The sequence below is a fragment of the Mycobacterium sp. MAA66 genome (assembly GCF_041261665.1).
In the GTDB taxonomy this organism is placed as follows: Bacteria; Actinomycetota; Actinomycetes; order Mycobacteriales; family Mycobacteriaceae; genus Mycobacterium.
Genome location: NZ_JBGCCC010000019.1, coordinates 15,102 through 37,853, shown reverse-complemented (window position 1 = coordinate 37,853; position 22,752 = coordinate 15,102). Strand labels below are relative to the sequence as shown.

The 22,752-nt window shown below is 64.7% G+C and carries 24 protein-coding genes; 10 read left to right on the top strand and 14 right to left on the bottom strand.

What is annotated here, in order from left to right; genetic code table 11:
- Positions 1-134: 134 nt before the first annotated feature.
- The gene (locus ABIA30_RS27115) at positions 135-338 is read right to left on the bottom strand and encodes a hypothetical protein (protein ID WP_370071259.1); all 204 of its coding nucleotides are present in this window, start codon (positions 336-338) and stop codon (positions 135-137) included.
- Between the two features lie 203 nt (positions 339-541).
- A complete protein-coding gene (locus ABIA30_RS27110; RefSeq protein ID WP_370071257.1) occupies positions 542-2,440 on the bottom strand; it encodes a YncE family protein in 1,899 nt (632 codons plus the stop codon).
- 250 nt (positions 2,441-2,690) lie between these two features.
- Here ABIA30_RS27110 and ABIA30_RS27105 point away from each other — a divergent pair, with 250 nt between their 5' ends.
- Positions 2,691-5,312 carry an AAA family ATPase gene (locus ABIA30_RS27105; RefSeq protein WP_370071255.1) on the top strand — a complete coding sequence of 874 codons (2,622 nt, stop codon included), beginning with the start codon at positions 2,691-2,693 and terminating at the stop codon, positions 5,310-5,312.
- A gap of 194 nt (positions 5,313-5,506) precedes the next feature.
- Positions 5,507-7,531, top strand: coding sequence for a cellulase family glycosylhydrolase (locus ABIA30_RS27100; RefSeq protein WP_370071253.1), 2,025 nt, complete (start codon positions 5,507-5,509; stop codon positions 7,529-7,531).
- A 108-nt stretch (positions 7,532-7,639) separates the two neighbouring features.
- Here the strand turns inward: ABIA30_RS27100 and ABIA30_RS27095 are convergent, their stop codons facing one another.
- The 5 genes from ABIA30_RS27095 to ABIA30_RS27075 form a co-directional block, all read right to left on the bottom strand.
- Positions 7,640-8,047, bottom strand: coding sequence for a hypothetical protein (locus ABIA30_RS27095; protein ID WP_370071251.1), 408 nt, complete (start codon positions 8,045-8,047; stop codon positions 7,640-7,642).
- Complete coding sequence (locus ABIA30_RS27090) at positions 8,044-8,859, bottom strand: DUF692 domain-containing protein (protein ID WP_370071249.1); 816 nt, start codon at positions 8,857-8,859, stop codon at positions 8,044-8,046. The genes ABIA30_RS27095 and ABIA30_RS27090 overlap by 4 nt, the downstream gene beginning before the upstream one ends.
- Positions 8,856-9,722 (bottom strand): TIGR04222 domain-containing membrane protein, encoded by an 867-nt coding sequence (locus ABIA30_RS27085; protein WP_370071247.1) that lies wholly within the window; start codon positions 9,720-9,722, stop codon positions 8,856-8,858. Before ABIA30_RS27085 ends, ABIA30_RS27090 begins: the two co-directional genes overlap by 4 nt.
- A gap of 90 nt (positions 9,723-9,812) precedes the next feature.
- Positions 9,813-10,268 (bottom strand): nitroreductase/quinone reductase family protein, encoded by a 456-nt coding sequence (locus tag ABIA30_RS27080; RefSeq protein ID WP_370071245.1) that lies wholly within the window; start codon positions 10,266-10,268, stop codon positions 9,813-9,815.
- 140 nt (positions 10,269-10,408) lie between these two features.
- On the bottom strand, positions 10,409-11,062 hold the full coding sequence (locus ABIA30_RS27075) for a Bax inhibitor-1 family protein (protein ID WP_370071243.1): 654 nt from the start codon (positions 11,060-11,062) through the stop codon (positions 10,409-10,411).
- A 409-nt stretch (positions 11,063-11,471) separates the two neighbouring features.
- Between ABIA30_RS27075 and ABIA30_RS27070 the strand changes: the two genes are divergently transcribed.
- The 3 genes from ABIA30_RS27070 to ABIA30_RS27060 are packed head-to-tail and all read left to right on the top strand — an operon-like array spanning position 11,472 to position 14,199.
- Entirely contained in the window at positions 11,472-12,077 is a 606-nt protein-coding gene (locus ABIA30_RS27070) for an HdeD family acid-resistance protein (protein ID WP_370071241.1), read from the top strand.
- Positions 12,074-12,946 carry a PRC-barrel domain-containing protein gene (locus ABIA30_RS27065; protein WP_370071239.1) on the top strand — a complete coding sequence of 291 codons (873 nt, stop codon included), beginning with the start codon at positions 12,074-12,076 and terminating at the stop codon, positions 12,944-12,946. The genes ABIA30_RS27070 and ABIA30_RS27065 overlap by 4 nt, the downstream gene beginning before the upstream one ends.
- Complete coding sequence (locus tag ABIA30_RS27060; protein ID WP_370071237.1) at positions 12,943-14,199, top strand: NRAMP family divalent metal transporter; 1,257 nt, start codon at positions 12,943-12,945, stop codon at positions 14,197-14,199. Before ABIA30_RS27065 ends, ABIA30_RS27060 begins: the two co-directional genes overlap by 4 nt.
- Before the next feature lie 23 nt (positions 14,200-14,222).
- On the opposite strand, the gene ABIA30_RS27055 is transcribed toward ABIA30_RS27060, so the two are convergent.
- The 3 genes from ABIA30_RS27055 to ABIA30_RS27045 are packed head-to-tail and all read right to left on the bottom strand — an operon-like array spanning position 14,223 to position 15,531.
- The gene (locus ABIA30_RS27055; protein ID WP_370071235.1) at positions 14,223-14,840 is read right to left on the bottom strand and encodes a hypothetical protein; all 618 of its coding nucleotides are present in this window, start codon (positions 14,838-14,840) and stop codon (positions 14,223-14,225) included.
- Between the two features lie 12 nt (positions 14,841-14,852).
- Entirely contained in the window at positions 14,853-15,197 is a 345-nt protein-coding gene (locus ABIA30_RS27050) for a heme-binding protein (RefSeq protein WP_370071233.1), read from the bottom strand.
- A gap of 37 nt (positions 15,198-15,234) precedes the next feature.
- Positions 15,235-15,531, bottom strand: a complete 297-nt coding sequence (locus ABIA30_RS27045; RefSeq protein WP_370071232.1) for a hypothetical protein — start codon at positions 15,529-15,531, stop codon at positions 15,235-15,237.
- 187 nt (positions 15,532-15,718) lie between these two features.
- Here ABIA30_RS27045 and ABIA30_RS27040 point away from each other — a divergent pair, with 187 nt between their 5' ends.
- The 4 genes from ABIA30_RS27040 (at position 15,719) to ABIA30_RS27025 (ending at position 18,922) form a co-directional block, all read left to right on the top strand.
- The gene (locus ABIA30_RS27040; RefSeq protein ID WP_370071230.1) at positions 15,719-16,279 is read left to right on the top strand and encodes a hypothetical protein; all 561 of its coding nucleotides are present in this window, start codon (positions 15,719-15,721) and stop codon (positions 16,277-16,279) included.
- Positions 16,280-17,599 carry a Dyp-type peroxidase gene (locus ABIA30_RS27035; RefSeq protein ID WP_370071228.1) on the top strand — a complete coding sequence of 440 codons (1,320 nt, stop codon included), beginning with the start codon at positions 16,280-16,282 and terminating at the stop codon, positions 17,597-17,599. It abuts the gene before it with no gap.
- 9 nt (positions 17,600-17,608) lie between these two features.
- Positions 17,609-18,619: a hypothetical protein gene (locus ABIA30_RS27030; protein ID WP_370071227.1), complete on the top strand. Its 1,011-nt coding sequence runs from the start codon at positions 17,609-17,611 to the stop codon at positions 18,617-18,619.
- A 162-nt stretch (positions 18,620-18,781) separates the two neighbouring features.
- Positions 18,782-18,922 (top strand): hypothetical protein, encoded by a 141-nt coding sequence (locus tag ABIA30_RS27025; RefSeq protein WP_370071225.1) that lies wholly within the window; start codon positions 18,782-18,784, stop codon positions 18,920-18,922.
- Between the two features lie 44 nt (positions 18,923-18,966).
- Here the strand turns inward: ABIA30_RS27025 and ABIA30_RS27020 are convergent, their stop codons facing one another.
- On the bottom strand, positions 18,967-19,377 hold the full coding sequence (locus tag ABIA30_RS27020) for a transglycosylase family protein (protein WP_370071223.1): 411 nt from the start codon (positions 19,375-19,377) through the stop codon (positions 18,967-18,969).
- Between the two features lie 560 nt (positions 19,378-19,937).
- On the opposite strand from ABIA30_RS27020, the gene ABIA30_RS27015 reads away from it, so the two are divergent.
- Positions 19,938-20,111, top strand: coding sequence for a hypothetical protein (locus ABIA30_RS27015; RefSeq protein WP_370071221.1), 174 nt, complete (start codon positions 19,938-19,940; stop codon positions 20,109-20,111).
- Between the two features lie 22 nt (positions 20,112-20,133).
- On the opposite strand, the gene ABIA30_RS27010 is transcribed toward ABIA30_RS27015, so the two are convergent.
- The 3 genes from ABIA30_RS27010 to ABIA30_RS27000 form a co-directional block, all read right to left on the bottom strand.
- Positions 20,134-20,472, bottom strand: a complete 339-nt coding sequence (locus ABIA30_RS27010; protein ID WP_370071219.1) for a P-II family nitrogen regulator — start codon at positions 20,470-20,472, stop codon at positions 20,134-20,136.
- Positions 20,473-20,476: 4 nt separating this feature from the next.
- Positions 20,477-21,874, bottom strand: coding sequence for an ammonium transporter (locus tag ABIA30_RS27005; protein ID WP_370071217.1), 1,398 nt, complete (start codon positions 21,872-21,874; stop codon positions 20,477-20,479).
- A 427-nt stretch (positions 21,875-22,301) separates the two neighbouring features.
- The gene (locus ABIA30_RS27000; RefSeq protein ID WP_370071215.1) at positions 22,302-22,616 is read right to left on the bottom strand and encodes a hypothetical protein; all 315 of its coding nucleotides are present in this window, start codon (positions 22,614-22,616) and stop codon (positions 22,302-22,304) included.
- Positions 22,617-22,752 lie beyond the last annotated feature (136 nt).

Sequence of the window (22,752 nt, the reverse complement as noted above, 5' to 3'; positions counted from 1 at the left end):
GGGCCTTGCGCACCAGCGCACAGCCCTAAAACACAACAACCAGTGTCAAGGATCAACCGGAGTAGATCGGTCAAGCATCAACCGACGTTGAACAGCCCCACTTCAGAGCACAATTCAGGCGCCGGCCGCTGGGGTCAGGCGTGCGGGCAGAACATTCCTAGAATCTGCTCGCATTGCTCGCGCGTGGTGATGCTGCCCGGCATCGGGGGCGGCGGTGGCGGTGGCGCTGGTGGATTGTCGCCGTCCCAGATTTCCTTGGCGACATTGCCGTCACCCATATTCACGTAGAAGTAGGTGTGGCAGATGCTGGTATCCCAGATCACCGGGTCGTTGACCATGTTGCCGGTCCGGACCGGAGGGTCTCCTGGACACCAATGACAAGGCCCCTTCGGGTCGCCGGGACAGCCGGGCCAACCTCGGGCGTGGGCGGTCCCGATGCTGAGAGTTACCGACGCCGCGACTGCACTCGATAGCAGTGCCGCACTGATGATCCTCTTGGCTGTGTGAGCGTGCGCCATGGCATTGCGTCTTTCGCCTCAACCTAGATCGTGATCGCCGACACGGTGTTGCTGATGTCGTCGGCGACGTAGAGGACAGTCCCGTCGGGGCTGATCGCCAAACCTGACGAGTCCTGAGTCCCCGTGGGGATGGTGGCGATGACCTTGTTCGTCGAGGTACTGATCGCGGTGATGGTGCTGGCAGAGCTGTCGACGACGTAGGCAACGCTGCCATCGGGGCTGACCGCCACGGATGACGGGCCCTTACCGACGGGGACGGTGGCGATCACGGTCTTGGTGGCGGTGTTGATCACCGACACGGTGTCGTCCGCGTAGTTGCTGACGTACAGGCGGGTGTTCGCGGGGTTGACCGCGGTTCCCGCTGGGTCCTCACCGACCTTGATGGTGGCGATGCTGCTGCCTAGGCCAGTGCCATAGACCGGGATCACCTCTACCCAGCCGTGTGTCGTGACAGGGATGTAGAGGCAACCGTAAGCACCGCACCCTTTGGCAGTGACTGTCATCATGCCCGTAGCTGAATTCGGTTGGGAGAGTGGACCGATCTCGTACTCCGAGTTGGTCGCCGTGATGATCGTCGCCACGTTGTTGTTGTCTTTGGAGCTGTAAGGAAAGTCGACTATGGCGGCCTGCCCGTCGGGCGTGACCGCGACGAACTGGGGACTGTCGATGACGAACGGGACGGTGGCGGTGACGGTGTCGGTGGTCAGCGACACGACCGAGACGCTGCCGTTGGGGACGTAGGCGCTCGCGTCACCGATGTTGGCGACATATGCGCGGGTGCCGTCGGGGGTGATCGCCACCCCGAGCGGTGATGTGCCGACCGCGATGGTGGCGGTCACCGTGTCGGTGGCGGTATCGATCACCGACACCGTGTTACTCGCGCTATTGCTGACCACCAATTGGTGGCCATTGGGGCTCAACGCCAGATCGAGTGGACCGCTGCCGACGGGGATGGCGACGCTGCCGAGGCTTGGTGAGACGACCGGCACATGAACGATGATGTTGCTGGTCTGCACGCCGTTGTAGGCGATGACGTTGAACTGGGCGATGAGGCTGCCGTTGATGGCCTCCAGCCGCGATGCGTCGTTCGGGTTGTAGGTGTAGACGCCGTCGGAGTTGATGGTGACCGTTCCCTGAGCGGGATCGGTACTGATCCGGTATGTCAGTGGGGCGCCCGCGGCGTCGGTGAACACCACGTGCCCGGTCACTGCGCCGGTGACCGGGTCGGGGGTGCCGACGGTGGGTGTACCCGCGTGGGGGATGCCGGCGGGGTTGACGGTGTCTTCCAGCCAGCGCGCCGCCGAATATGCCGCGAGCTGCACCAGGTTGCCCGGAGCCGGTGTCGGGGTGTGCGGATTCATGCCGGTGAACGTCACCAGCGCGTTGGCGATGAGGTTGGCAATCGGCTGCCACGGCGAAACCGGTGGAGTGCTGACTGTCGACGTTGTGTTGACGTTGTTCACCGCGCCCAGTGGCGACTTCGTGGTCGCGGCTGCGGAGAGCATGCTGGTATGCAGCTGCGGCGGCGGGTTGGTCGCGGACACTGGCTGCGCGATGGCGACGGAAACCGCTGAGGCCGCCCGCTTTTCGCTCGCCCCGGTGGGTTGCGTCGCACTCGACGCGCCATGGGACGGCGTCCCCACTGCCGGTATTGCTGCCAAGGGGTGGAAGGCGCGGTTCGAATGTGGTGGGGTGGTGCCCGCCAAGCCTTTTGCGCCGCTGTTGGTGGTGGTCCCGGCCTTGGGTCCCGACGAGTCGCCGCTGCCCTTCGTCGGTACGGACCCACCGTGATGGGTGGTGTCGGCGGAGGCGACCGCTGGCGTGGCGAGGGCCGCGCCGACGCCGAGAGTGAGTGCGCCGGCACCCAGCCAGGCGGCGATCTCACCGTGGTGCCGATGCTCCCGAGCTCGGTGGCGACTCATCGATCTCGACCTCGATCCGCTGACCGCACAGACTGCGGTGACGACCCCGTGCCGGGTTCATGGTTCGGGGCGCGGCCCAGGGGAGCGGCGGCTACAGTGGGCCGCACCATGTCCCGAGTGCGGTGCTGTTTGCCGCGCGCTCTCCGAGGCGCTCGGTAGGTAGTCTGCGCCGGCCGGAGGCCTTGGTTCATGGGGCGTTTTCCCTATTTTTCAGGGCCGTCAACAGCGGCTGAATACGGGAGCCGGTCGGGTGGAGCGGTTGCTGGAGCGCCGGGAGGTGCTGACCGAGTTGGGCTCGGCCGCACAGCAGGTTTCGCGCGGCAGTGGCGGGCGGCTGGTGTTGGTGTGCGGGGAGGCCGGCATCGGCAAGACCTCGGTGCTGGCCCACTTTGCGGCGGCGTCGGATTCCTCCATGCGGGTGCTGCGCGGCTGGTGTGATCCGTTGGCCACACCACGCCCCTTGGGGCCGCTGATCGACGCATTGGCCGGGGTGGGCCCCGCGGCGGCCGGGGCGCTGGACTCGGCGATCCGATCGGGTGACACCGGCGCGCTCTATCGTCGGCTGCTGGCGTTACTGCGCGACGGGAACCGCTGGGTGTGGGTGATCGAAGACGCTCATTGGGCCGACGGGGCCACGCTGGATCTGCTGCGCTTTCTGGCCCGGCGCGTGGACTCGCTGGCCCTGCTGTTGGCGGTGTCCTACCGCGACGATGAGCTTGATCGCCAACACCCGCTGTCGGTCGCCCTGGGCGACATCGCCACGTGTGCGGCGGTCAGCAGACTCAAATTGGAACCGCTGAGCCCTCAGGCCGTGGCCCAGCTGGCCACCGGCCGCGGGGTCAACGCCGAACAGTTGCACCAACTCACGGGCGGTAACCCATTTTTCGTCACCGAGGTGCTGGCCGCCGGCCCGGCGGCGCTGAGTCGGAATGGCTTGCCGCACAGCATCACAGAGGCAGTACGCGGCCGTCAGGGACGCCTGTCGCCGGCGGCACGTCAGACCGCTGACGCGGTCGCGGTCTGCGGCCCGCGCGCCGACATCGCACTGGTGGAGAAGGTCTGTCCTTCGGCCAGCGCCGGGCTGGCTGAATGCCTCGATGCGGGGGTGCTGGTGGCTGACGCTGACACGATCGGGTTCCGTCATGAGCTGGCCCGCCGCGCCACCACCGACCGGATACCCGAATACGAGCGCCGAATACTGCACAAACGGGCACTGGCGGTGCTCGCCGAACCGCCAATTAACCCGGATGCCCTGGCGGCGTTGGCATTTCACGCCCAGCGGGCCGGCGACACCGATGCCGTCATCCGTTACGCACCTCCGGCCGCCGAACGCGCCTTGGCGTTGGGCGCGAACCGCGAGGCCGCCGAGCTGTACGAGCTCACGCTGAGCTACGTCAACACCGACACCATCCCCGCCGAACAGCGCGCCGACTGGCTCGAACACCATGCGTTCGCCAGCTATGCCTGCGGGCACGCCGAGGCGGCGGTGTCGTCCTGGCGGGAAGCGGCCACGCTGCGCCATGATCTGGGCGATCGACTCGCAGAAGCCGAGGATCTGCGCTGGCTCTCCCACGAGCTGTGGGGGATGGGCCGCACCGGCGCCGCGGCCCAGGCGGCCGCGGCCTCGCTGGCGCTCGTGCAAGACACCGGTCTCAGTCCGCAGCTGGCCTTATCCCTGATGAACATGGCCCAGATGCGGGTATGGGGGTTTGATCCAGCCTCGTCCGACTACACCGCCCAAGCTCTGACGGTGGGCAGCCAGCTCGGTGATGATGTGATCGTCGCGCAGGCTCGCGGTTTTGCCGCCCTGGCCCGGGTGTTGTGTACCGACACCCGATGGGACGACCTGGAAGCGGCCTGGCGCGATGCGATGGCCGCCGATGTACGCGGCGAGCACGCCGGCGTGCTCGGGACTTGCGTGTGCGCGTTCGCCGCGACGCACCATGACCTGGAGCGGGCCGAGCGCTGTCTCACCGAAGCCCTCGGGCACTGCCGCGAACGTGATCTGTTCACTTTCGAGGCACTGAACCTCGGCGTTGCCGCGTTGCTGGGTCTGCATCGCGGTGACTGGGTCTCCGCCCGCTCCGCTGCGGAGGACGTGTTGACCCGACCCGGGTTGGCCGCGGTGAACCGGGCTCTGCCGCGACTGATCCTCGCCCTCATTGACGCCCGCCGTGGCGAGCAACCTGTGGTGTCCCCGCTGGATGACACCACGGCCGAACCCCTGTCCGACCATCTCCGGCTGTTTCCGGTATTGGCCGCGCGCGTGGAGATCGCGTGGTTGGCCGGCGACGACGACACCGCCCGCACCGAAGCACAGCACGCCCTGGCCGCCCTGGAAGACAAGGCCGATCCGTGGCTGATCGGGCCATTGCACCGCTGGGCCAAACTGGCCGGCGCCGCCACCGCGCCCATCGCCGACGAGGACGCGATCACCCCCTTTCATTTGGAGGTCAGCGGACATTGGCAAGCCGCGGCTGGGGAATGGACGCGCCGCGGCTGCCCGTACGAGGCGGCAATGGCCCAGCTCGGCGGTGACATCGCTGCCGTGCAATCGGCGCTCGACACCTTCCGCCGGCTCGGGGCACGTGCCGCAGCCCGCCGCGCGCAACAACGCCTGGCGGTCCTGCGTGGGCGTACCCGCCGTGGCCCATACGGTCAAACCCGGGCTGACCCCGACGGGCTGACGCGCCGCCAACGTGAAGTACTCGAACTGCTCACTGCCGGGCACAGCACTGCCGACGTCGCCGCCCTACTGCACATCAGCACCAAGACCGCGGACAACCATGTCCAAGCCATCCTGATCAAACTCGGCGTCAGCACCCGGGCCCAAGCCGTTGCCCACGCCCTCAAGCGGCCGGCCACGGCTTAGAGACCGCCGCTCGGTGGACGTCCGATGACATCAAATTGACGTTGTTAACCATTTCTTGAACGCAGACCCCTAAACTCGTCGCACATCGCGGCCACCTGCTAACTTGGCCGCGATTTCGCTGCGCAGCCTAAAGGGGCACCTTGTTCATTCCGACACCATCACCTCTGCTTCGTGCTCAACTGACCGTCTCCGCGGTGGCGCTGCTCGCCTCGACGATGGCCGGAACCGACACCGGCCACCGGCAAGCGCCCATCGGTGCATCTGCGCAGGCAGCGGTGCCAGCGGCGGCCATGCCGACGATCGAGATCGACTTCCGGCTGACCGCCAGCGCAACCGATATCGGGTCCACCGGGACGAGCGGGCCGGCGACAATCGCTGCTTCGGCGTCCACGGTCGGCGTGGCTGACTCGAACATCTGGAGTCTCAATGCGGCCGGCGTCGATCAGGACCTCAGCGAGATGCAGTCCATCGGCGTCACGTCGGTGCGGTTGCCGATCCCGTGGACGTTCATCGAGCCGCAGAACGGCACGTACGACTGGTCGCAGATGGACATGATCATCAACGCCGCACAGGCGCGTGGCATATCGATCGTCGGCACCATCACCGGCAACCCGTCGTGGGACGGGAAGGCGGGCGTCGGGCAACCGAACGCGCAGGCGTACGCCGGCTTCGCTGCCGCGGTGGCGTCCCGATACTCGACCCAGATCAGCGCCTTCGAAATCTGGAACGAGGAGAACAGCCAAGGCTTTTTCGCCGGCTCCCAGGCCGCTGCGGCGTATACCGCGGTACTCAAAGCCGCCTACACCGCCATCAAAGCCGTCGACCCGACAGCGACCGTCATCGCCGGCGGGCTCGCCTCGGTCGCGAACATCCCGGGAATCAACGAGTCTCCGGAGAACTTCCTGAGCAAGATCCTGGCGGATGGTGCTGCCGGATACTTCGACGCCATCGCTTACCACCCGTACAACCTCGAGACGCAACTGTCTGCCGGCGCCGGCCTGGCCGAATCGCCGCTCAACCAGCTCAATGCGCTACGGGCGGACCTGAATTCGTACGGGCTCAATGGCATTCAGATCTGGGCCACCGAATACGGGGAGCCGACCACTCCCGGTCTGGCCACCACGGCTCAGCAGGCTGCCTATATCGAGAACTTCGTCGTCGAGTGGCAGGCGCTGTCCAAGACCCTCAACCTCGGTCCGGCGTTTTTGTACACCGTTCGCGACAGCGCCTCCGGCGCCCTCAATGATGAAAGCAACTACGGGTTGTTCTACAGCGACGGAACACCCAAACCGGCAGCGCTGGTGGTTGCGCAGCTCGAATACGACTTGAAGAACAATCTGCCGCTCCCGTCGCTGGATTCCACGATCTACACGCTCACCCCGGGCCAGCAGGTCGCCGTCGCGCTCAGCGAGGTCATCCAGTGGATGAAACTGCCGCTGACGACGACGGTCGAAGGCTTGGCCAGACTCGTCGCCGGTGCCGCGCTCAGCACTGTCGAAGCCCTGCCTCCGGTGAACGCGGCGTTGGCCGCCGTGGCGGCAGTGCTCAACGCGGTCGGCGAGGTGGCTCCGGTGAAGGCGGCAGTGGCTGCGGTGACAGCGGTGATCCACGCCCTCGGCACAGCCACAAACCACATCGAGTCGGCCGTGACCGCAGCGGCCGTGAATACCGTCATCAATTCGGTCAACGCGGTGGTGAGCACCACGCAAGCGGTGGGCCCCGCAGTACAGGCCGCAGCTCGCGCTCTGGCCGCTGCGGCGCACAACACCGAGCTGACGGTGGCTGCGGCGATCAACGGAACCGCGGCGACCGTGGCGGCGGCGGTGCACAACACCGCGCTGACCATGGCCGCGGCGATCAACGGCACGCAGGCAACAATGGCCGCGGCCGCCCGCGGCAACCAGTTGCCCGTGAGCCCGCCGGCCAAGACCGCGGCAACCGCCAAACTCGTATCGGCGACCGCAGCGTCGGCCGTCACCAATTCCGCGGTGACCAACTCTGCGACGACCAACTCGGCGGCCTCCCCGTCAGACACCACGCCCGCCCGCCCGGCTGCCACGGGCGAGGGCACGGACAAGGGCGACAAGGTCAAGGGCGACAAGGGCAAGGAAGCGAAATCAGCTTCCGCCGCGACAACTGCGGTCCAGACAACGGGCAAGCACCGCCGTGACGACGGGCATCGCGGAAGTTCCGATGGCCCGGGCCGGCATCGCAAGTGACGGGTGGCGGCATTCCGTCGCGGACATCGCCGGCTGTCATGGGAAGTCTCGCGCTGAAATCTCTGAAAGTTGTTGTCGCACTGGGAAATATTGGGCCTGAGTAAAGGGTCAGCGAACGTGATTTGCGGATAGTCGGATGAGTAGAAGTCTCAGTGCGGACACCGGAAGCCAACGCCGCCTTGGCGCCGAACTGCCGTTGTATCGCCAATTCGCCTCCCGCTGAGCAAGTTCGGCGGCGGCTGTATCACTGAGCGTTGTCGACCGTGCGAAGTCCCAGCCGTCGCGCAGCGCGCCCTGGGTGGGACGGACGGCGGCCCATGACGCGAACGTGGCCGGCCACGACGAGCCGAATGACGCGGCCAGCATCGGCCATGCCCGGGCGACCTCAGCAGCGCGCTTACCTAGCAACGCATCTCGGGCGGCCACGACGAGCATTGCGTCGAAGCCCGACGGCACCGGGGTGCCGAGCACCAGGGCATTGACCAAAGCCAACTGCCGTTCAGCGAGTCCGCTCATGTCACCGCCGGGTATCCGGCCGCGGCGGCGATGACATCCAGTTCGGCGCGCATCGTCGCGGCCGGTGGATATTCGCCATCGCGCTCGAGCAACATCGCCGGCGGCCGGTCCTGTTCGCATATTTGAGAGACCAGTTCGAGCACGGCGACAGGTACCGGGTGGCAGTGCGTGTCGTGGTAGAGGCCGTCGCGTTCAGCGCCGCCGGCAACGTGGACGTAGGCCACTCGCTCTAACGGCAGCGCTGAGAGGAACGCGGCCGGATCGGTACCGCGATTGCGTGAATTGGCGTATACGTTGGCGACATCGAGCAACAGTAATGCGCCGGTCCGGTCAAGAATTTCAGTGAGGAAGGCGGCTTCGTCCATCTCGTCGTCGGGCCAATCGAACAGCGCTGCAATCGGTTCCAGCGCGATCGGCACCGGCAGGCAGGACTGCGCACGCTTCACATTTGCAACGATCACATCGAGGGCTTCGCGACTGCGCGGCAACGGCAAGAGGTGGCCTGCCTCGATACCGCCTGCCCGGACGAACGCGATGTGTTCGCTCACCATCGGCGCGCCGAGGCGCTCGGCCAATGAACCCAAGTGGGCAACTCTGCGGGCATCGACCGGTTCGACGCCCCCGAGGGACAGCCGGACGCCGTGTGGCACGACGTCGACTCCGCGGGTGCGCAGAGACACCAGATCGTCGGGTAGTTCACCATGGGACGGCACGCTCTCTGCCACCACCTCGGTGAATCGCAGGCCCGGCAGCCCCGACACAAACCCGGCGATCTCGGGCCGCCAGCCAATTCCAATACTCGGGCCGATCACCCGCCACAGCCTCCGCCCCCGCCACAGCTGCTGCCGCAGGAACTTCCCCCGGAACAGCTCGACGAGCTTCCGCTGTCGCCGGACATGTCTACGTGACGGGGGAGGCCGGCGTCTGCGGCGAACGTTGGATCCAGTGCGTAGAGCGAGCCGATGCCGAACAGGCCGATTCCCATCGCGGCGGCTGCGGGGCCATAGGTGGTGAACGCCGGTGCCCGGGCCGGTGCCAGATGGGCGTACTGCTGGCGCAGCTGGGCCAGCGCCCGATTACCGGCGCGGGTACGCAGCGGCGTTCGAGCTAGGAAAAGCAGCATGATGGCGACCATCACGGTGCTCGCACTGAGATTTCCGACCGGCTTACCGGTGCCTACACCGGCCGAAATACGGGCAATACCAATAACAATCAGCGCCCAGCCGGCGCCCCCGAGCCATCGCATTCCGGCCCGCTGTGCTGGCGAGACCAGCATCCCGGATCGCTCGAGTTCGTCGCGAATTTGCGCGAGTCGCGACTTGATCTGCGGGTGCGTCGGTAGTTGTGCCGCGGCGTAGCCACCAGCGGTTGCCTCATGGGTCAAGTAGTCGAGCGGGGTCGCGTCACGCGGCAACGGCCTGCCCCCGGAAAAGATGCGCTTGTCGCTGACGTTGATTGCACCCGCGCCACGTAGCGCGCCGAGCGAGGCATACACCGCCAATTTGGGCCCTCCCGCGAGAAATGCCGCGTGCTCGGGTCCGATGTGGTCAGGGAGGCCGGCGTGGCCGCGGAACGCGATAAGGCGGTAGGACACGGCCCCGACCACAACTAGTGCCGCCGCCGTCCAGAACAATCCCACGAATGCTGGACCGGGGATTCCCCAGGTGTCGTGCATGCGCTCATTATGTGCGCCACTGTGCACACCGTGCCCCGCAAACGATCGGGGACCGAGGTTGCTGCGCCGAGATTTTTCCGGCGGCGGCGTTTAGTCGGTGAAATCGATGCGGACGCTGATCGGATCGGACTGCAGGGCACGAAAACCGGCGGCGACGACCGATGCCAGGGCGGGGGACGTCGCGAAGGTTCGCGCCCGAGCCGCCGGATCGTCGCCAGGCACGAACCGCGCGACGCCGGCGCGCCACCGCGTGCCCTGCCGGATGCGGACGGTGGGCTCGTCGACGATGTTGAGCGCCCAGCCGGAGCGTCGTCCATGCTGAGAGACCAACCAAGCGCCTTTTTCATCGAAGCGAGCTGAGACGGGAACCTTGCGCACCAGGCCACTTTTGCGACCCGTGGTTTCCAGGTCCGAAGCGAACGTCGTCCGGACACCCAGCCGTCCGAGGAGGGCGACCGTCGGATTGGCGAGATACCGGCCGACGAGTCGTTCCCTGCGGAACTTTCGTAATGCCGCGGCTTGGGGTTCACGGTGCTGTTTCGACATCGCCTGCTACCTCCCTGACGAGATTCACCGGCATTCCCAACGGTATGGCCAACAACCTAGTAGACCAAATGGTCTACTGTCTACGGGGAATCAACGGTCACATCTGCGAACTCGCCTTCACCCGGGCCTATACCGCGTCGTCAGTTCCGACTTCGCCCGCCGAAAAGCTGAAGGAAGAACGAGAACACGTTGAGTGCGTCCAAGAAGATCGATGCGGCGAGAAACGGTGCGGAATCAAGATCCGTGGACCGGCGCAGGCGTTGGAAGTCGACCATCACCAAGCCCGCGAAGATCACCAGGCCCAGGAGCGAGTAGATGACTGCGCCGCCCGGGATACTCACGAAGATCTGGACGATGCCGAACACGATGAGCGCGAGCAGTGCCCAGAAGCTCACCCGCGCAAGACCTGACAGATCGGTGCGCGTGGCATAGCCGAACGCGCCGCAGCCGGCGAGGAACAGTGCGGTGGCCCCGCCGGCTTCCCACAGCGCCTGCGGGTCCGCGCCGGCGTAGTACACCAGCGTCGGTGACATCGCCAGACCCATCAGCAGCCCGACACCGAACAGCAGCACAACGCTGCCACCCGCGGAGCTGCGTACCGCAAAACGCATGCCGATCAGGCAGCCGAACGCGAGCAGATAGCACCCAAAGGCCCAGCCGCTGCCGAGGTTGCGCCCGAGATAGGCGCCGGCCGCGAACAGGCCGGCGGTGGCCGCCACCAACCACATGACCTGTCCGAACAGGGTGCGGGTCCGGTTCGGTGCCGCAGCCCCGGCGTAGTCCCGTGCGATCATTCGAATCGGATCCAATCTGTGTGAAAGCCGGGCCGAACCGCGCCGCATGTCGGCCGCGCGGTCAAGCGGGATGACGGGTCAACGGTAATCACGGCCCGGTAGGCGTGTTTCCCGTTTACCCGACCGTAACGCCGGCCGGGCACCTGCTGATCGACCATTCCGGAACACCCGTTCGCCGACTCTGGCCGGCTTGACAACTGTCGCCAATCATATTGGTGGACAACGACATACCGACGCATTGAACGTCGACTTCCGTGACTGTACCTGCCTGGCGGGAGCGGCGAATTGTTCGTACATACAGTGCAAACCGCGTATTCGTGGCAATCCGTACAACGGCAGCACGTCTTCTCGGAGTGATGATCAAGTTCTCGTAAATATCCACCATGACGACATTCGTTGAGGAGCGACAATGACCGATAGTCACCATCCGGCCGACCGGCTACTACATCGCGTGTGGTCGGCGGCAGTGTTGTTCGGAGTATTGGCAGTCGTTCTCGGAATCGTGATCCTGACCTGGCCCGGACTTTCGATCGTGACTGCCGCCGCGGTGTTCGGTGTGTATCTGGTGGTTTCGGGTGTGATCTCGATCTTCGTTGCATTCAGCCTGCCCGCCTCCGCGAGCAGTAGATTCTTGGGTGTCATCGGTGGTGCGGCTTCAGTGATATTGGGAGTCTTGGCTTTTCGGCATTTCGGTGAGGGCTACGCGATCCTGTTGCTGGCCATCTGGATTGGCGTCGGGTTCATCTTTCGTGGCGTTTCGGCGCTCGCAGCGGCGCTGGCCGACAAGTTCTTTCCCGGCCGCGGCTGGGTGATCTTCTTCGCCATCATCAGCGGTATTGCCGGGATTGTGGTGTTGGCCTATCCCTTTGACTCGATTGCCACGCTGGCACTGGTCACCGGAGTCTGGCTGATCGTGCTGGGTCTGACCGAAGCGATCGCCGGCTTGGGCATGCGCCACGATCTCAAGAATCTGCATGAGTTCGGGGCTGCCGATCCGCAGCTGGAGCACAGGTGATCAGAGCCGGCCGGCAGCGCGGCAATCGCCGACTGATATCGGCACGGCTCACCGAGCAGATCGCGACGCGTCGGGCAATCGCCGGGCAGGTCGTGTCGATAGCGCAGCTGCTCGGCCGACCCGTCCGCGACGAAGCCGGTACTCGCGTCGGCCGGGTCAGCGATGTGGTGGTCCGCTGGGACGGCGGTGCCGCGCACCCGATGGTCACCGGGATTCTGGTTCGGGCCGGAGCGGGACGGGTGTTGCTCGAATGCGGCGATGTGACGTTGCGCCAGCACGAGGTTTGTCTGGTTTCCAACGCCCAGCGGATATCACGGCCGGTTCGCCAGTCCGGCGACGTCGAACTGGCAAGTGACATCCTCGACCACCAGTTGGTCGACATCGCAGGTGTTCAGGTGGTCAGAGCCGCCGACGTGTATGTGCTCAATGGCCCGGCAGGATGGGAACTCGCCGGTGTCGACGTGGGGCTCGTTGCGTTCTTTCGTCGGCTGTTGCCCAGGGGCCGCAGCTGTCCGTCGCCGGATCGGGTGATCGACTGGGCCGAGTTGCAAGCGTTCATGCCGCGCTACGCGGCCCCTGCGGCCAATGGTTCGGAAGGGCCCGCCGATGCTGCCGGACAGATCGGCGGCAGCGTTCAATTCTCCCGTCCGGCAGCCGAATTGACCAAACTTCGCGGATCCGACGTGGCATCGATATTGGCCGGACTGGGCCGCCGTCAACAAGCTCAGGTGGCCGCTCAGGTCGAGCCGTCGGCCGCGGTCGCCGCGTTGCGGGAACTCCAACCCGCACAGCGTGACGCGCTGCTGGCGGAATTGAACGTGGCCGACCGCAGTCGGCTGACCGCACTGCTCGATGGGGAGGCCTCATGACCACGCCGACCGATGCGAAAACCAGGCGCCCGTGGCGCGCGCGGGTACTGGCAGTGCTCGCAGTTCTCGGGCCGGGGCTGATCGCGTCCAACGCCGGCAACGACGCCGGCGGCATCCTCACCTATGCCAGCGCTGGTGCGCAATTCGCCTATCGCACATTGTTTTTGATGGTCATGGTGACCGTTGCGTTGGTAGTCGTCCAAGAGATGTGCTCCCGGCTCGGCGTGTACACGGGTGAAGGACTCGGCGGGCTGATCCGCGAACAGTTCTCTGCGCGTAGCACTTTCGTCGCCCTGTTGCTGTTGTTGGTGGCCAATGCGGGCCTGACGGTCAGTGAGTTCGCCGGCGTGGGCGCCGCGATGCAGATTCTCGGCGTGTCACCGATGATTTCGGTGCCGATCGCCGCAGTTCTGGTGTGGTGCCTGACCGTACTCGGTTCCTATTCCCGGGCCGAGCGGATTTTCATGATCCTGACGTTGGCGTTTCTCGCATACCCGGTAGCGGCTTTTCTCGGACATCCCGACGGCAAGCAGGTGGCGGCGAACCTGCTGTGGCCGCACTTTGTCGGCAGCCACGACTACCTGGTGCTCGCGGTGGCGTTGATCGGCACGACCATCACTCCATACATGCAGTTCTACGTCGCATCGGCGGTGGTGGACAAGGGCATCAAACCGGCGGACTATCGCGGCGAACGGATCGACACCGTCAGCGGAGCGATCTGGAGCGATGTGATCGCCATTTTCATCATCATCGCCACCGCCGCCGCGATCGGTGGCAGCGGTCCACTGCAATCGGCGGCGCAAGCCGCGGAGGCCTTGCGTCCGGCGGTCGGTCCGGCAGCGCCGACACTTTTCGCTGCCGGCCTGCTCGGCGCGTCCTTGCTGGCGGCGTCGATCGTGCCACTGTCGACGTCATATGCCATCGCCGATGCAACCGGCACGCCCCGCTCGGTGTCGGCGAGCCTGCGCCAGGCTCCACTGTTCTACGGCATTTTCACGCTGCAGATCATCGCCGGCGCCGCGATCGCCATGGCGCCCGGCAACCTCGTCGCCCTGGTCGTCAACGCCCAGGTGCTCAACGGGCTCATCACGCCGCTACTGCTGACCTACGTCCTGATCCTGGCCAACAGATCGGCAGTGCTCGGCGCCGCCAAAAACGGCCCGATCTTCAAAACCGTTGCGACCGTGTGTGTTGCGGTGGTGGGGCTGTTGTCATTCGTCGTACTCGTCGAGACCGTCTTCGGACTCAACTGACGCGCAGCCCCACCCGGATCGGATCAGCCGGGCAGCCCGGTCTTGATCGCCGCGTCCTGCTTCTGCGAGATGTCGGTGACGAAGTCGGGCGGCGCTGCGGCACCGGGCGGGCCGTCGAATTCCAGCGTTGCGAACGCCTTACCTTCGGTGAACAGCACCACGGTCACCGACTTGGAGCCATCCGGCGAGTTCCCCGACACGGTCGTGCCACCGGTGCCGACGCCGGCCGGTCCCGGGGTCCCGCCGGCCACGGAGCTGCTCAGGGCAGCCTTCGCGCCGTCGAGAGCGCCGGCCGCAGCGGCGGCATCCGGCAGCACCAGGATGGTGGTGCCGATGACGTGACTGCCATCCGGGTTGCTGTACGACGTCGCGACACCGGGATGGCCGTTGGGGTTCGGGGTCGGCGGGCCCGCGGTGAAGACCTCGGGTGCGCTGATGTCGGTGGACTTGATCAGCAGTCCGGTGTAGTCGGTCGGCTGGGCCGGCGCGGCACTGGTGCTCGAGGCGGCGGCGCTGGTGCTCGAGGTCGACGATGCCGACGACGCCGCCGGCTTGGAATCATTGCCGCAGCCGGCCACTGTCGCCGCCAGCAACACACCGGTTCCGATTGCGCCCGCGACCACCGTCATTGATGTCTTCATCGTCGATCCGTGTCAGTTCAGCGGTGAGTCGGCCATGGGCGCATTGCAGCGTGCCCGGAAGTCGGTCGCGGGTTGACGTACGCCGCGGATCTCATCGTGCACCTGAGGATTTGCCTGCATGTAGTTGCCGACGGCGGTGCGGATGTCGTCCCGGGACTTGCCTTTGAGACTGGTGAAGAAGTCGTTCACGTCGGGATGGGTGAACAGGTACGAGGACATGCCCGCGTTCACTCCGGCCATGACGCCGGCGAGGTCTGCGGCGGTGCAGTTCGGCGGATCGGCTGCCGCCGTGGCGGCGGGTCCAAGGAGCGTCGCGCCGGCGATCATGCCTGCGGTGACGGTCGTACGGAAGTTCATGTGGGGCTCCTTAATTGGGGTGGTGGGAAGGCCACAGTCAGTTGCGCGGGCCGATACCGCCACCGCCGCCGGGCCGGACCGGACGGGGCGGCCGCGGCACTACGACGTCGATGTCCCAACCGTCGTCGCAGTACCACGGGTCGGCGCAATAAGAGGGGTAGTACGTTCCAGCTGTCGGGGCCGTCGGGCCACCGCCACGGACGTCACCCTGGGCGCAGACGGTCGCTGCGCCCGCGCCGGTGCAGTCCGCTGATGCGGGCGCAGCCACAATGAGGCCGCTGGGAACGAAGGTGAGCACTAGACCCAAACATAGGCAGCTCTGCTTTGGTCGCACGACGGCTACCTCCTAGCATGTGGTCCCCAGGCGATGCCCAGGAACCGGATAGGCCGAGCGTAATTGCGCTGGCCGCGAGCGGAGGCGAATCGCGAATTTCGTGATCGTTAATTCTTGACGAGTGGTCGTGCTGCGGTTGGCGGCGGTGTTACGGTCCGTCCATCGGGGTGTTAGCGAAGGAGCCAATATGGGTGCGAGCGAACACGACTGGACCAAGCCGGCGGCCATGGCGATCCCGAAGGAAGGGTACTTCGAAGTCGTGCGGGGCCGATATGGGCCGACCTATCCGCGAACACCTGCCTGCTATGGATTCTCGATCATCGCCAAGGTCAAAGAGGGCCGCGAGGACGTGGTCCGTGCGTATGGAAAGACCATCGAAGAGACCATCGCAGCGAGTCCGGAGGCTTTGGCGCCGCTCAAGTTGCACTACTTGCGATGGAATCTCTTCGACGTCGGTTCCGGCCTGCATTTCCAGTACATGGGTATCTTCGACACCGATTTCGACAAATACACCGAGGATGCGATCAAGCTCTTCACCGCGACCGGGGTCACCACCGTCTTCACCAATCTTGAAGGCTTCCCCGATGATTGGAAGACCAACCCGGACGCGTTCATCAAGTTCGTCCGCGATCACCAGTGCCCGAGCTTCCTGGAATACGGCGAATACCCGTACGTCACCGCCGACGAGATCAAGAAGGCGCTCAAGCTCAAGGCGGCCTTCTCCGACATGCTTGATCAGATGCAGTAAATGCTTGAGCTCCACGACATTCAGCACATCTTGCTGACGCGAACGCCGGCGATCACCGGTCGCTACGAGTTCCTGACCTTCGACACCGCGGCCGGCGGCCGGGCCTGGCTGTCGGAGTTGCTGGACAAGGTCCAATCGGCGGCAGACGCGCAAGCCACGATGGACAGTTCGGATCGCTGGGTCACCGTGGCGTTCACCTGGACTGGCTTGCGTGCGCTGGGTGTCCCGGAGGAGTCTCTGGCGACTTTCCCCGACGAGTTCCGTGAAGGTATGGCCTCGCGGGCGAGCATCCTCGGAGACACCGGCGCCGCCGCTCCGGAACACTGGGTCGGAGGTTTGGCGGGAGAGGACCTACATGCCATTGCGATCTTGTTCTCTCGCACCGACGAGCAGTGTGTCCGCTCCATCGAGGAGCACGACAATCTGCTGGCACGGATCGACGGGGTACGTAGCCTGTCCTATCTCGATCTCAACGCGACACCTCCGTTCAACTACGCCCACGATCATTTCGGCTTTCGGGATCGGTTGTCGCAGCCGGTGATGAAGGGGTCAGGGCAGGACCCGACACCCGGATCGGGTGATCCGCTTGAGCCAGGGGAGTTCATTCTCGGCTATCCCGACGAAGACGGACCGGTCGCGAATCTTCCACAGCCTGAGGTGCTCTCGCGCAACGGCAGCTATATGGCCTACCGACGACTGCAGGAGCACGTTGCGGTGTTCCGCGAGTACTTGCGCGAGAAGGCGGACACTCCCGAGGGCGAAGAGTTGCTGGCCGCCAAGTTCATGGGCCGGTGGCGCAGTGGCGCCCCGCTCGTCCTTTCGCCGAACAAGGACGATCCCGAATTGGGTGCGGATCCGATGCGCAACAACGACTTCAACTACAAGGACGATGACCCGTTCGGCTATGCGTGCCCGCTCGGTTCGCACGCGAGGAGACTGAACCCGCGGGACACCGCGCATTACCTGAACCGCCGTCGGATGATCCGGCGAGGCGCGACGTACGGCCCGGAGCTTCCCGAGGGTGCGCCCGACGACGGAGTCGATCGCGGCATCGCTGCGTTCATCATCTGCGCGAACCTGGTGCGCCAGTTCGAGTTTGCGCAGAACGTCTGGATCAATGACACGAGCTTCCACGAACTCGGCAACGAACACGACCCGATCTGTGGCACCCAGGACGGAACCCTGGATTTCACCGTGCCCAAGCGTCCAATCCGTAAGGTGCACAAGGGTATCCCGGCATTCACCACGCTCAGGGGCGGCGCGTACTTCTTCCTGCCGGGGATCAACGCAATCAGACATCTGGCATCGCTCGGCGACTGAGGACCAGCCATGAACGCAATCCCGGCACGTACTTACAACCAGAGCCACATCGCCCGACCGCACGACGGTCGGCGACGCGTCAGCATCTACTGGAGCTGGAGTTATCCTTGGGAGGCACAACGGGATACGGCTGAACTGTACAACCGGTTCTCGACCATCACCGAGGTCCGAAACGCGGCGTGGCCGGCCTATGAAACACCCCAGTACGAGGTGGCGAATTTCCTGCAGGGGATCGATGGAACGCTGGAGCTGTTCCATCGATCCACGTTGGATTTCCAGGCCGTGGCCCAGGCAGCAACCGGGCATCCCGTGGCGGTGTTCCAACGCATCGATCAGGCGGGCTACCAGCTGCCGATCGACGAACGGATCCTCGCCGACACCGACACCTTGATGGTGTTCGGCCTCGACCATCTGCTGGGGCAGCAGGAGGCCGCCCCCGAGGAGATCGAGGCCATCACCGAGTGGCTCAAGCGCGAAGGCACCTGCCTGCTGCTCGCGCCGCATCACGACGTGGGCTTCACCGATGACTTTGCGCAGCGGCAGGTTGAGTACCAGCACCATGGTGACCCACTGGTGCCCCGGCAGCAGCGATTCAGTCAGTACGCCCGGTCGTTGATGGCGGCACTCGATGTGCCGGTGCGTAACGTCTGGGGCCTGCGCCCCGCGGTGGTAGAGGGCACAAAAAACATTGCGCCCCTTACCGGTTTCCGCGACCTCGACACCGCAGGGTTGCTCAATGACGTAACCACGTTCAATTTCCATCCGCACCTTCCGCACTACGAATTGACCGCACCGGAAGGCGACGGGCTACGGGTGCTCGGACGGCAACGGGTCGACCCGCACCGGCCGCATCCGTTCACGGCCGCGGGCCATTCCGAGTTCAACGCACTCATCTCGATGCCGCCCGCCGGGCAGCGCGCCGGTGCCATCGTTCTCATCGACTCGACGCACTTCACCACGCTGTTCGGTGGCACCGACAGCCTGCGCAATCTATGGCGCAACTTGGCGGTGATGAAGTAACCGGGCGGCGCGTTCTCACAGCGATCGCAGGGCGACACGGAAGGCACGCCATAGTGTGCGAGATGTGACGGAGCCGTGTTCTAAATGTGACTCGTGTGTACCAGTGTGTCCAGAGTGAAATAAGTGCGATAGCGCACATCGCTCAGTGGTTGGGAGCCCACTATGACTGCAGCCATCAAGATCGAACGCCTTGTCGCGCAGTTCGCCGCCCGACTGGCCCGGCACCCCGTCGACTGCCGGGACTACCCGGCTGAGAAGGAACGCCTGGTGACGGCGCAGGAATTGGCGCTCCTGAGCCGGTAGCTCCGGGGTTTCAGTATTTCAGCACTGCCCGTTCGGCGGCAGCGTCAGCTCAGCACACCCATGATCGAGCGGCACAGCATGGGCAGGTTCCCGATCGGGATGAACCGCACGATGCCGCTGCAAGCGCCGCCGGCCTGTCCAGCCGGGCCGGCGCATACCGGCCACGCGCCGACGCCCTGAGTACGCAATACATTTCGTGCCACCCGGATCTGCTCCTCCCGGGGCGCGTCTTGCGGTGAACCCGTGCCGCCGTTGGCGACCCACGTGGTCGGCTTGAACTGCAGCCCGCCGTAGAAACCATTGCCGGTGTTCGCCTGCCAGTTGCCGCCCGACTCGCACATGGCCACGGCGTCCCAGTTGGGTTCGGCGTCGGCGATCGGCGTCCCGGTGGTGAGTTGCACTGCGGTGAGCACACAGGAGGTGATGGCCGCATTGATGAGCATTCGACTTTTCATGTCGATCCTCTCTCTGAGCGCGGACGGGGTCCGTGTGCAGTGTGGTGTGCAAGTTTCGCGAGTTTCTTAACTGCTTCTTGTTGCACACCATACAGCTGAGAAAGGGGTTAATCAGCCTGGCTAATGAGTTTAAAGACATTCTCTGAGTAATTTTAATATTCCTGATGACTTACGTTACTGATGTGTCAGTTGAGTCGGCGTGTCTTTGCAGCGTTTTTGCAGGTCAAAGACGTATGGTTATACGTGTGAGATTGTAGTGACGAATGATATCTATGCGATAAATGCGTCTGGTGATGGTGAATATAGCTATTGGGGAAATAGTGATAGTTGATGACAAAGTGTCTGAATATCACTAGTGGGAATATTGGTGTCTATGTGACTGCTGTGACTCGAGTGAAATTGAGGCACGCACGCTGATCGCCGGCGCCGTCGAGGCGTAGCCTGGGCTGTGGTGCACGTCACCGTACGCAAGGGGCACGATGGCTAAAAGTCGCAGGTCAACGCTTCCCCGGGCATTGGTCGCCGGGGCCGCGTGCCTGTGCGCTGCGGCTGGCACGCCGGTGGCGTCAGCAGATTCGGGCAACCCGGCGGTTACCTGCGACCAGAGCCTGCTCGACGGTGTCGAGCAGGACGTCTGTGTCGGCAATCCGGGTGCGGCCGCCGGGGTGACGGTGCCGCACGACTATCCCTGGGTAGTGCCCAGACTGGAATTCGGTGTGGGCATCGGCGGTTGACCAGGACCGAGCGGCGGCCTGCTCAGAGTGCCTCGACGCCGTGTTCCCCTGTACGAACCCTCGTCAACGACTCGATGTCCGTCACCCATACCTTGCCGTCGCCGATCTTGCCGGTTCGCGCGGCGCCGACGATGGCGGCCAGCACCGCCTCGAGGTGATCGTCGTCAACCACGATGTCCACCCGCGCTTTCGGGACGAAGTCGACCTTGTATTCGGCACCTCGATAGACCTCGGTATGACCTTTCTGGCGCCCGTAGCCCTGAGCTTCCGAGAACGTCATGCCATGCACGCCGGCCTGGTCCACAGCAGCACGTATGTCGGCCACCGTGAAGGGTTGCACCACAGCAGTAATCAGTTTCATATCGTCACGCCTTCACGGTGTCGATGCGGCCGCCGACCAGACTGTCGTCGGGGTAGGCCTCTTCTTGGTGGATACCGAGGTCGCCGAGTTCCAGATCGGCTTCGGAGGCCCGCAGCTTCATGAACAGCCCGAGGAACTTCAGAATGGCGAACGTGACCAGCGCATCCCAGACGATGATGGTCAGCGCGGCGCAGAGCTGAACCAGGATCTGAGCCGGGTGATGGCCCCAGAGCCAGCCCGCGGCGGTGACGTCGCTGACGTCCTTGCCATTGCCGATGTACTGGACCACATTCGGGTCGGCCAGGACGCCGACCAACAAGCCACCGATCAGTCCGGCGACGCCGTGGGTGTGCACCACCCCGAGGGTGTCATCGACTTTGGTGAACAACTTGGTGCGCCCCAGCCAGTTCCACGACATCCACACCAGGGATGAGGCGACGACGCCGATGATCATGGCGCCGAAGCTGTTGACGAAGCCGGCTGCGGGGGTGATGCCGACCAGCCCGACGATCATCCCGTTGATCGCACCGAGGAAGGTCGGCTTCTTCTCGCGGCTGGCGAAAATGTCCCAGACCACCCAGGTGAGCAAGGCAACCGCAGTGGCCAAGTTGGTGTTGAGTACCGCCAGCGATGCATTGGCACCGGAGAAGTACGGGTCACCGCCGTTGAATCCGTTCCAGCCCAACCACAGAATGCCGGCACCGACCGCGGCCATCGGCAGGTTGTTGGGCACGGCACGGTCGCGGTCGCGGGCGAGTCGGGGCCCGATCACCGCTGCGGCGACGAAGCCGCTGGTTCCGGCCGCCAGGTGGATCACGTATCCGCCGGAGTAGTCAAGCGCGCCGGTGCTGAACAGGCTGCTGACACCGGTGTGTGCCTGGGCCCAGAAGCCGCCGCCCCAAACCAGGAAGGCATTGACGCAGTAGGCGAACGTGGTCCACAGCGGGACGAAGATCAGCCATACCTTGAAGTTGATCCGGCCGATCACGCTGCCGAGGAACAGCAGAGGTGTGATCGCGGCGAACACGAACTGGAAATACGCCAGCGTGGTCTCGGAGAACCTGAACTTGGGCATCAAGCCATCGAGCAGTGGGATGCTCGCCTGTTGCTGGTTGGCGGTGCCGAGAATGCTTCGAGGCTTGCCGATCGCCGATTCCAGGATTCCCGGCCCGAGTTTCTGGGGTTCGCCGAAGCCCATCTTGAAGCCCCACAACACCCAGACCACCAACACCAGCGAGAACCCGGTGAAGGCCATCAGCATGGTGTTGACCGCCCATTTCTTCTGGACGATGCCGGCGTAGAGCACCGCGATGCCGGGCAGGCTCATCAGGCCTACCAGCGTCGCGGCAACCAATTGCCAGGCGTTATCTCCTGGGTTGAGCCAGTCCGGATATGGATTCATGCGGGCCCGTCCTTCGGTTTCCGATGTGTCGCGGCTGTGGGTCGCCAAATTTTTGCGCCGGATGGTTTCTGCCGCATGTTCTATTGTTAAATTCAGATTTCGTATTCCAAAATGGCTGTTTTGGCGTTCAGGAATTTCACGGGCATTCCACTGTAAATGGTCGGTTAACTCGCAGTTTATCCACTCGGACCCCGCGCGCTTCGGGCATGTGCCGGGATGTTTGTATCGATGTCAAAACCTTTGGTGTGCAACCTATTTGAAATTTCCATGCCACATATCCAGTGGTGCTGATGTGACAATAGAAAATATAGTCAACCTTGCGCTGGGGTCGTCGGCGGCGACAAATATTCAGCGATTAAGTCGGGGCGCCGTGTACAGCCTTCGTTCAGGCTTGGTGTGCGGGCGCCCGGATTTCCGGTGCGGTCAATTAGAAACGGATTCCGGCAGTGCGGCAGGCCGCCTGTACTGCTGTGGAGTGCACGTCCTGTTTTTGAAACGCGGCGCGGCACGAGTTCTGTGCCGCCGCCCCGCATGCGTGCTCGACCCCGCCGCCCATCGAACTGGCGGTGCTGACGGTGATGCACGGATCTCCCGGTTGCCGGGGGGCCGCAGACTCGCCCACGGTGTACGCCACCGCCGCTCCGACCGCCACCGTGCCCACCACGGCAGCCACCACCAACGCCGCCCGGCGCTCGCGCGCGGTCAGCGGGTCGGTGGGTGGGGTCTTGCCTGCGTTGGCCATCAGCGGCTCCTCGATGTCCGCGGAACAAGTCAACGATAGGTCTCGACGCCGTGCGTCGCGCGGTTCGGCGGTGCTGCCTTCCTGGCGTTCCACCACTGCAGGCCGGCCTCATATGCCCAATACAGTTCGCTCATAG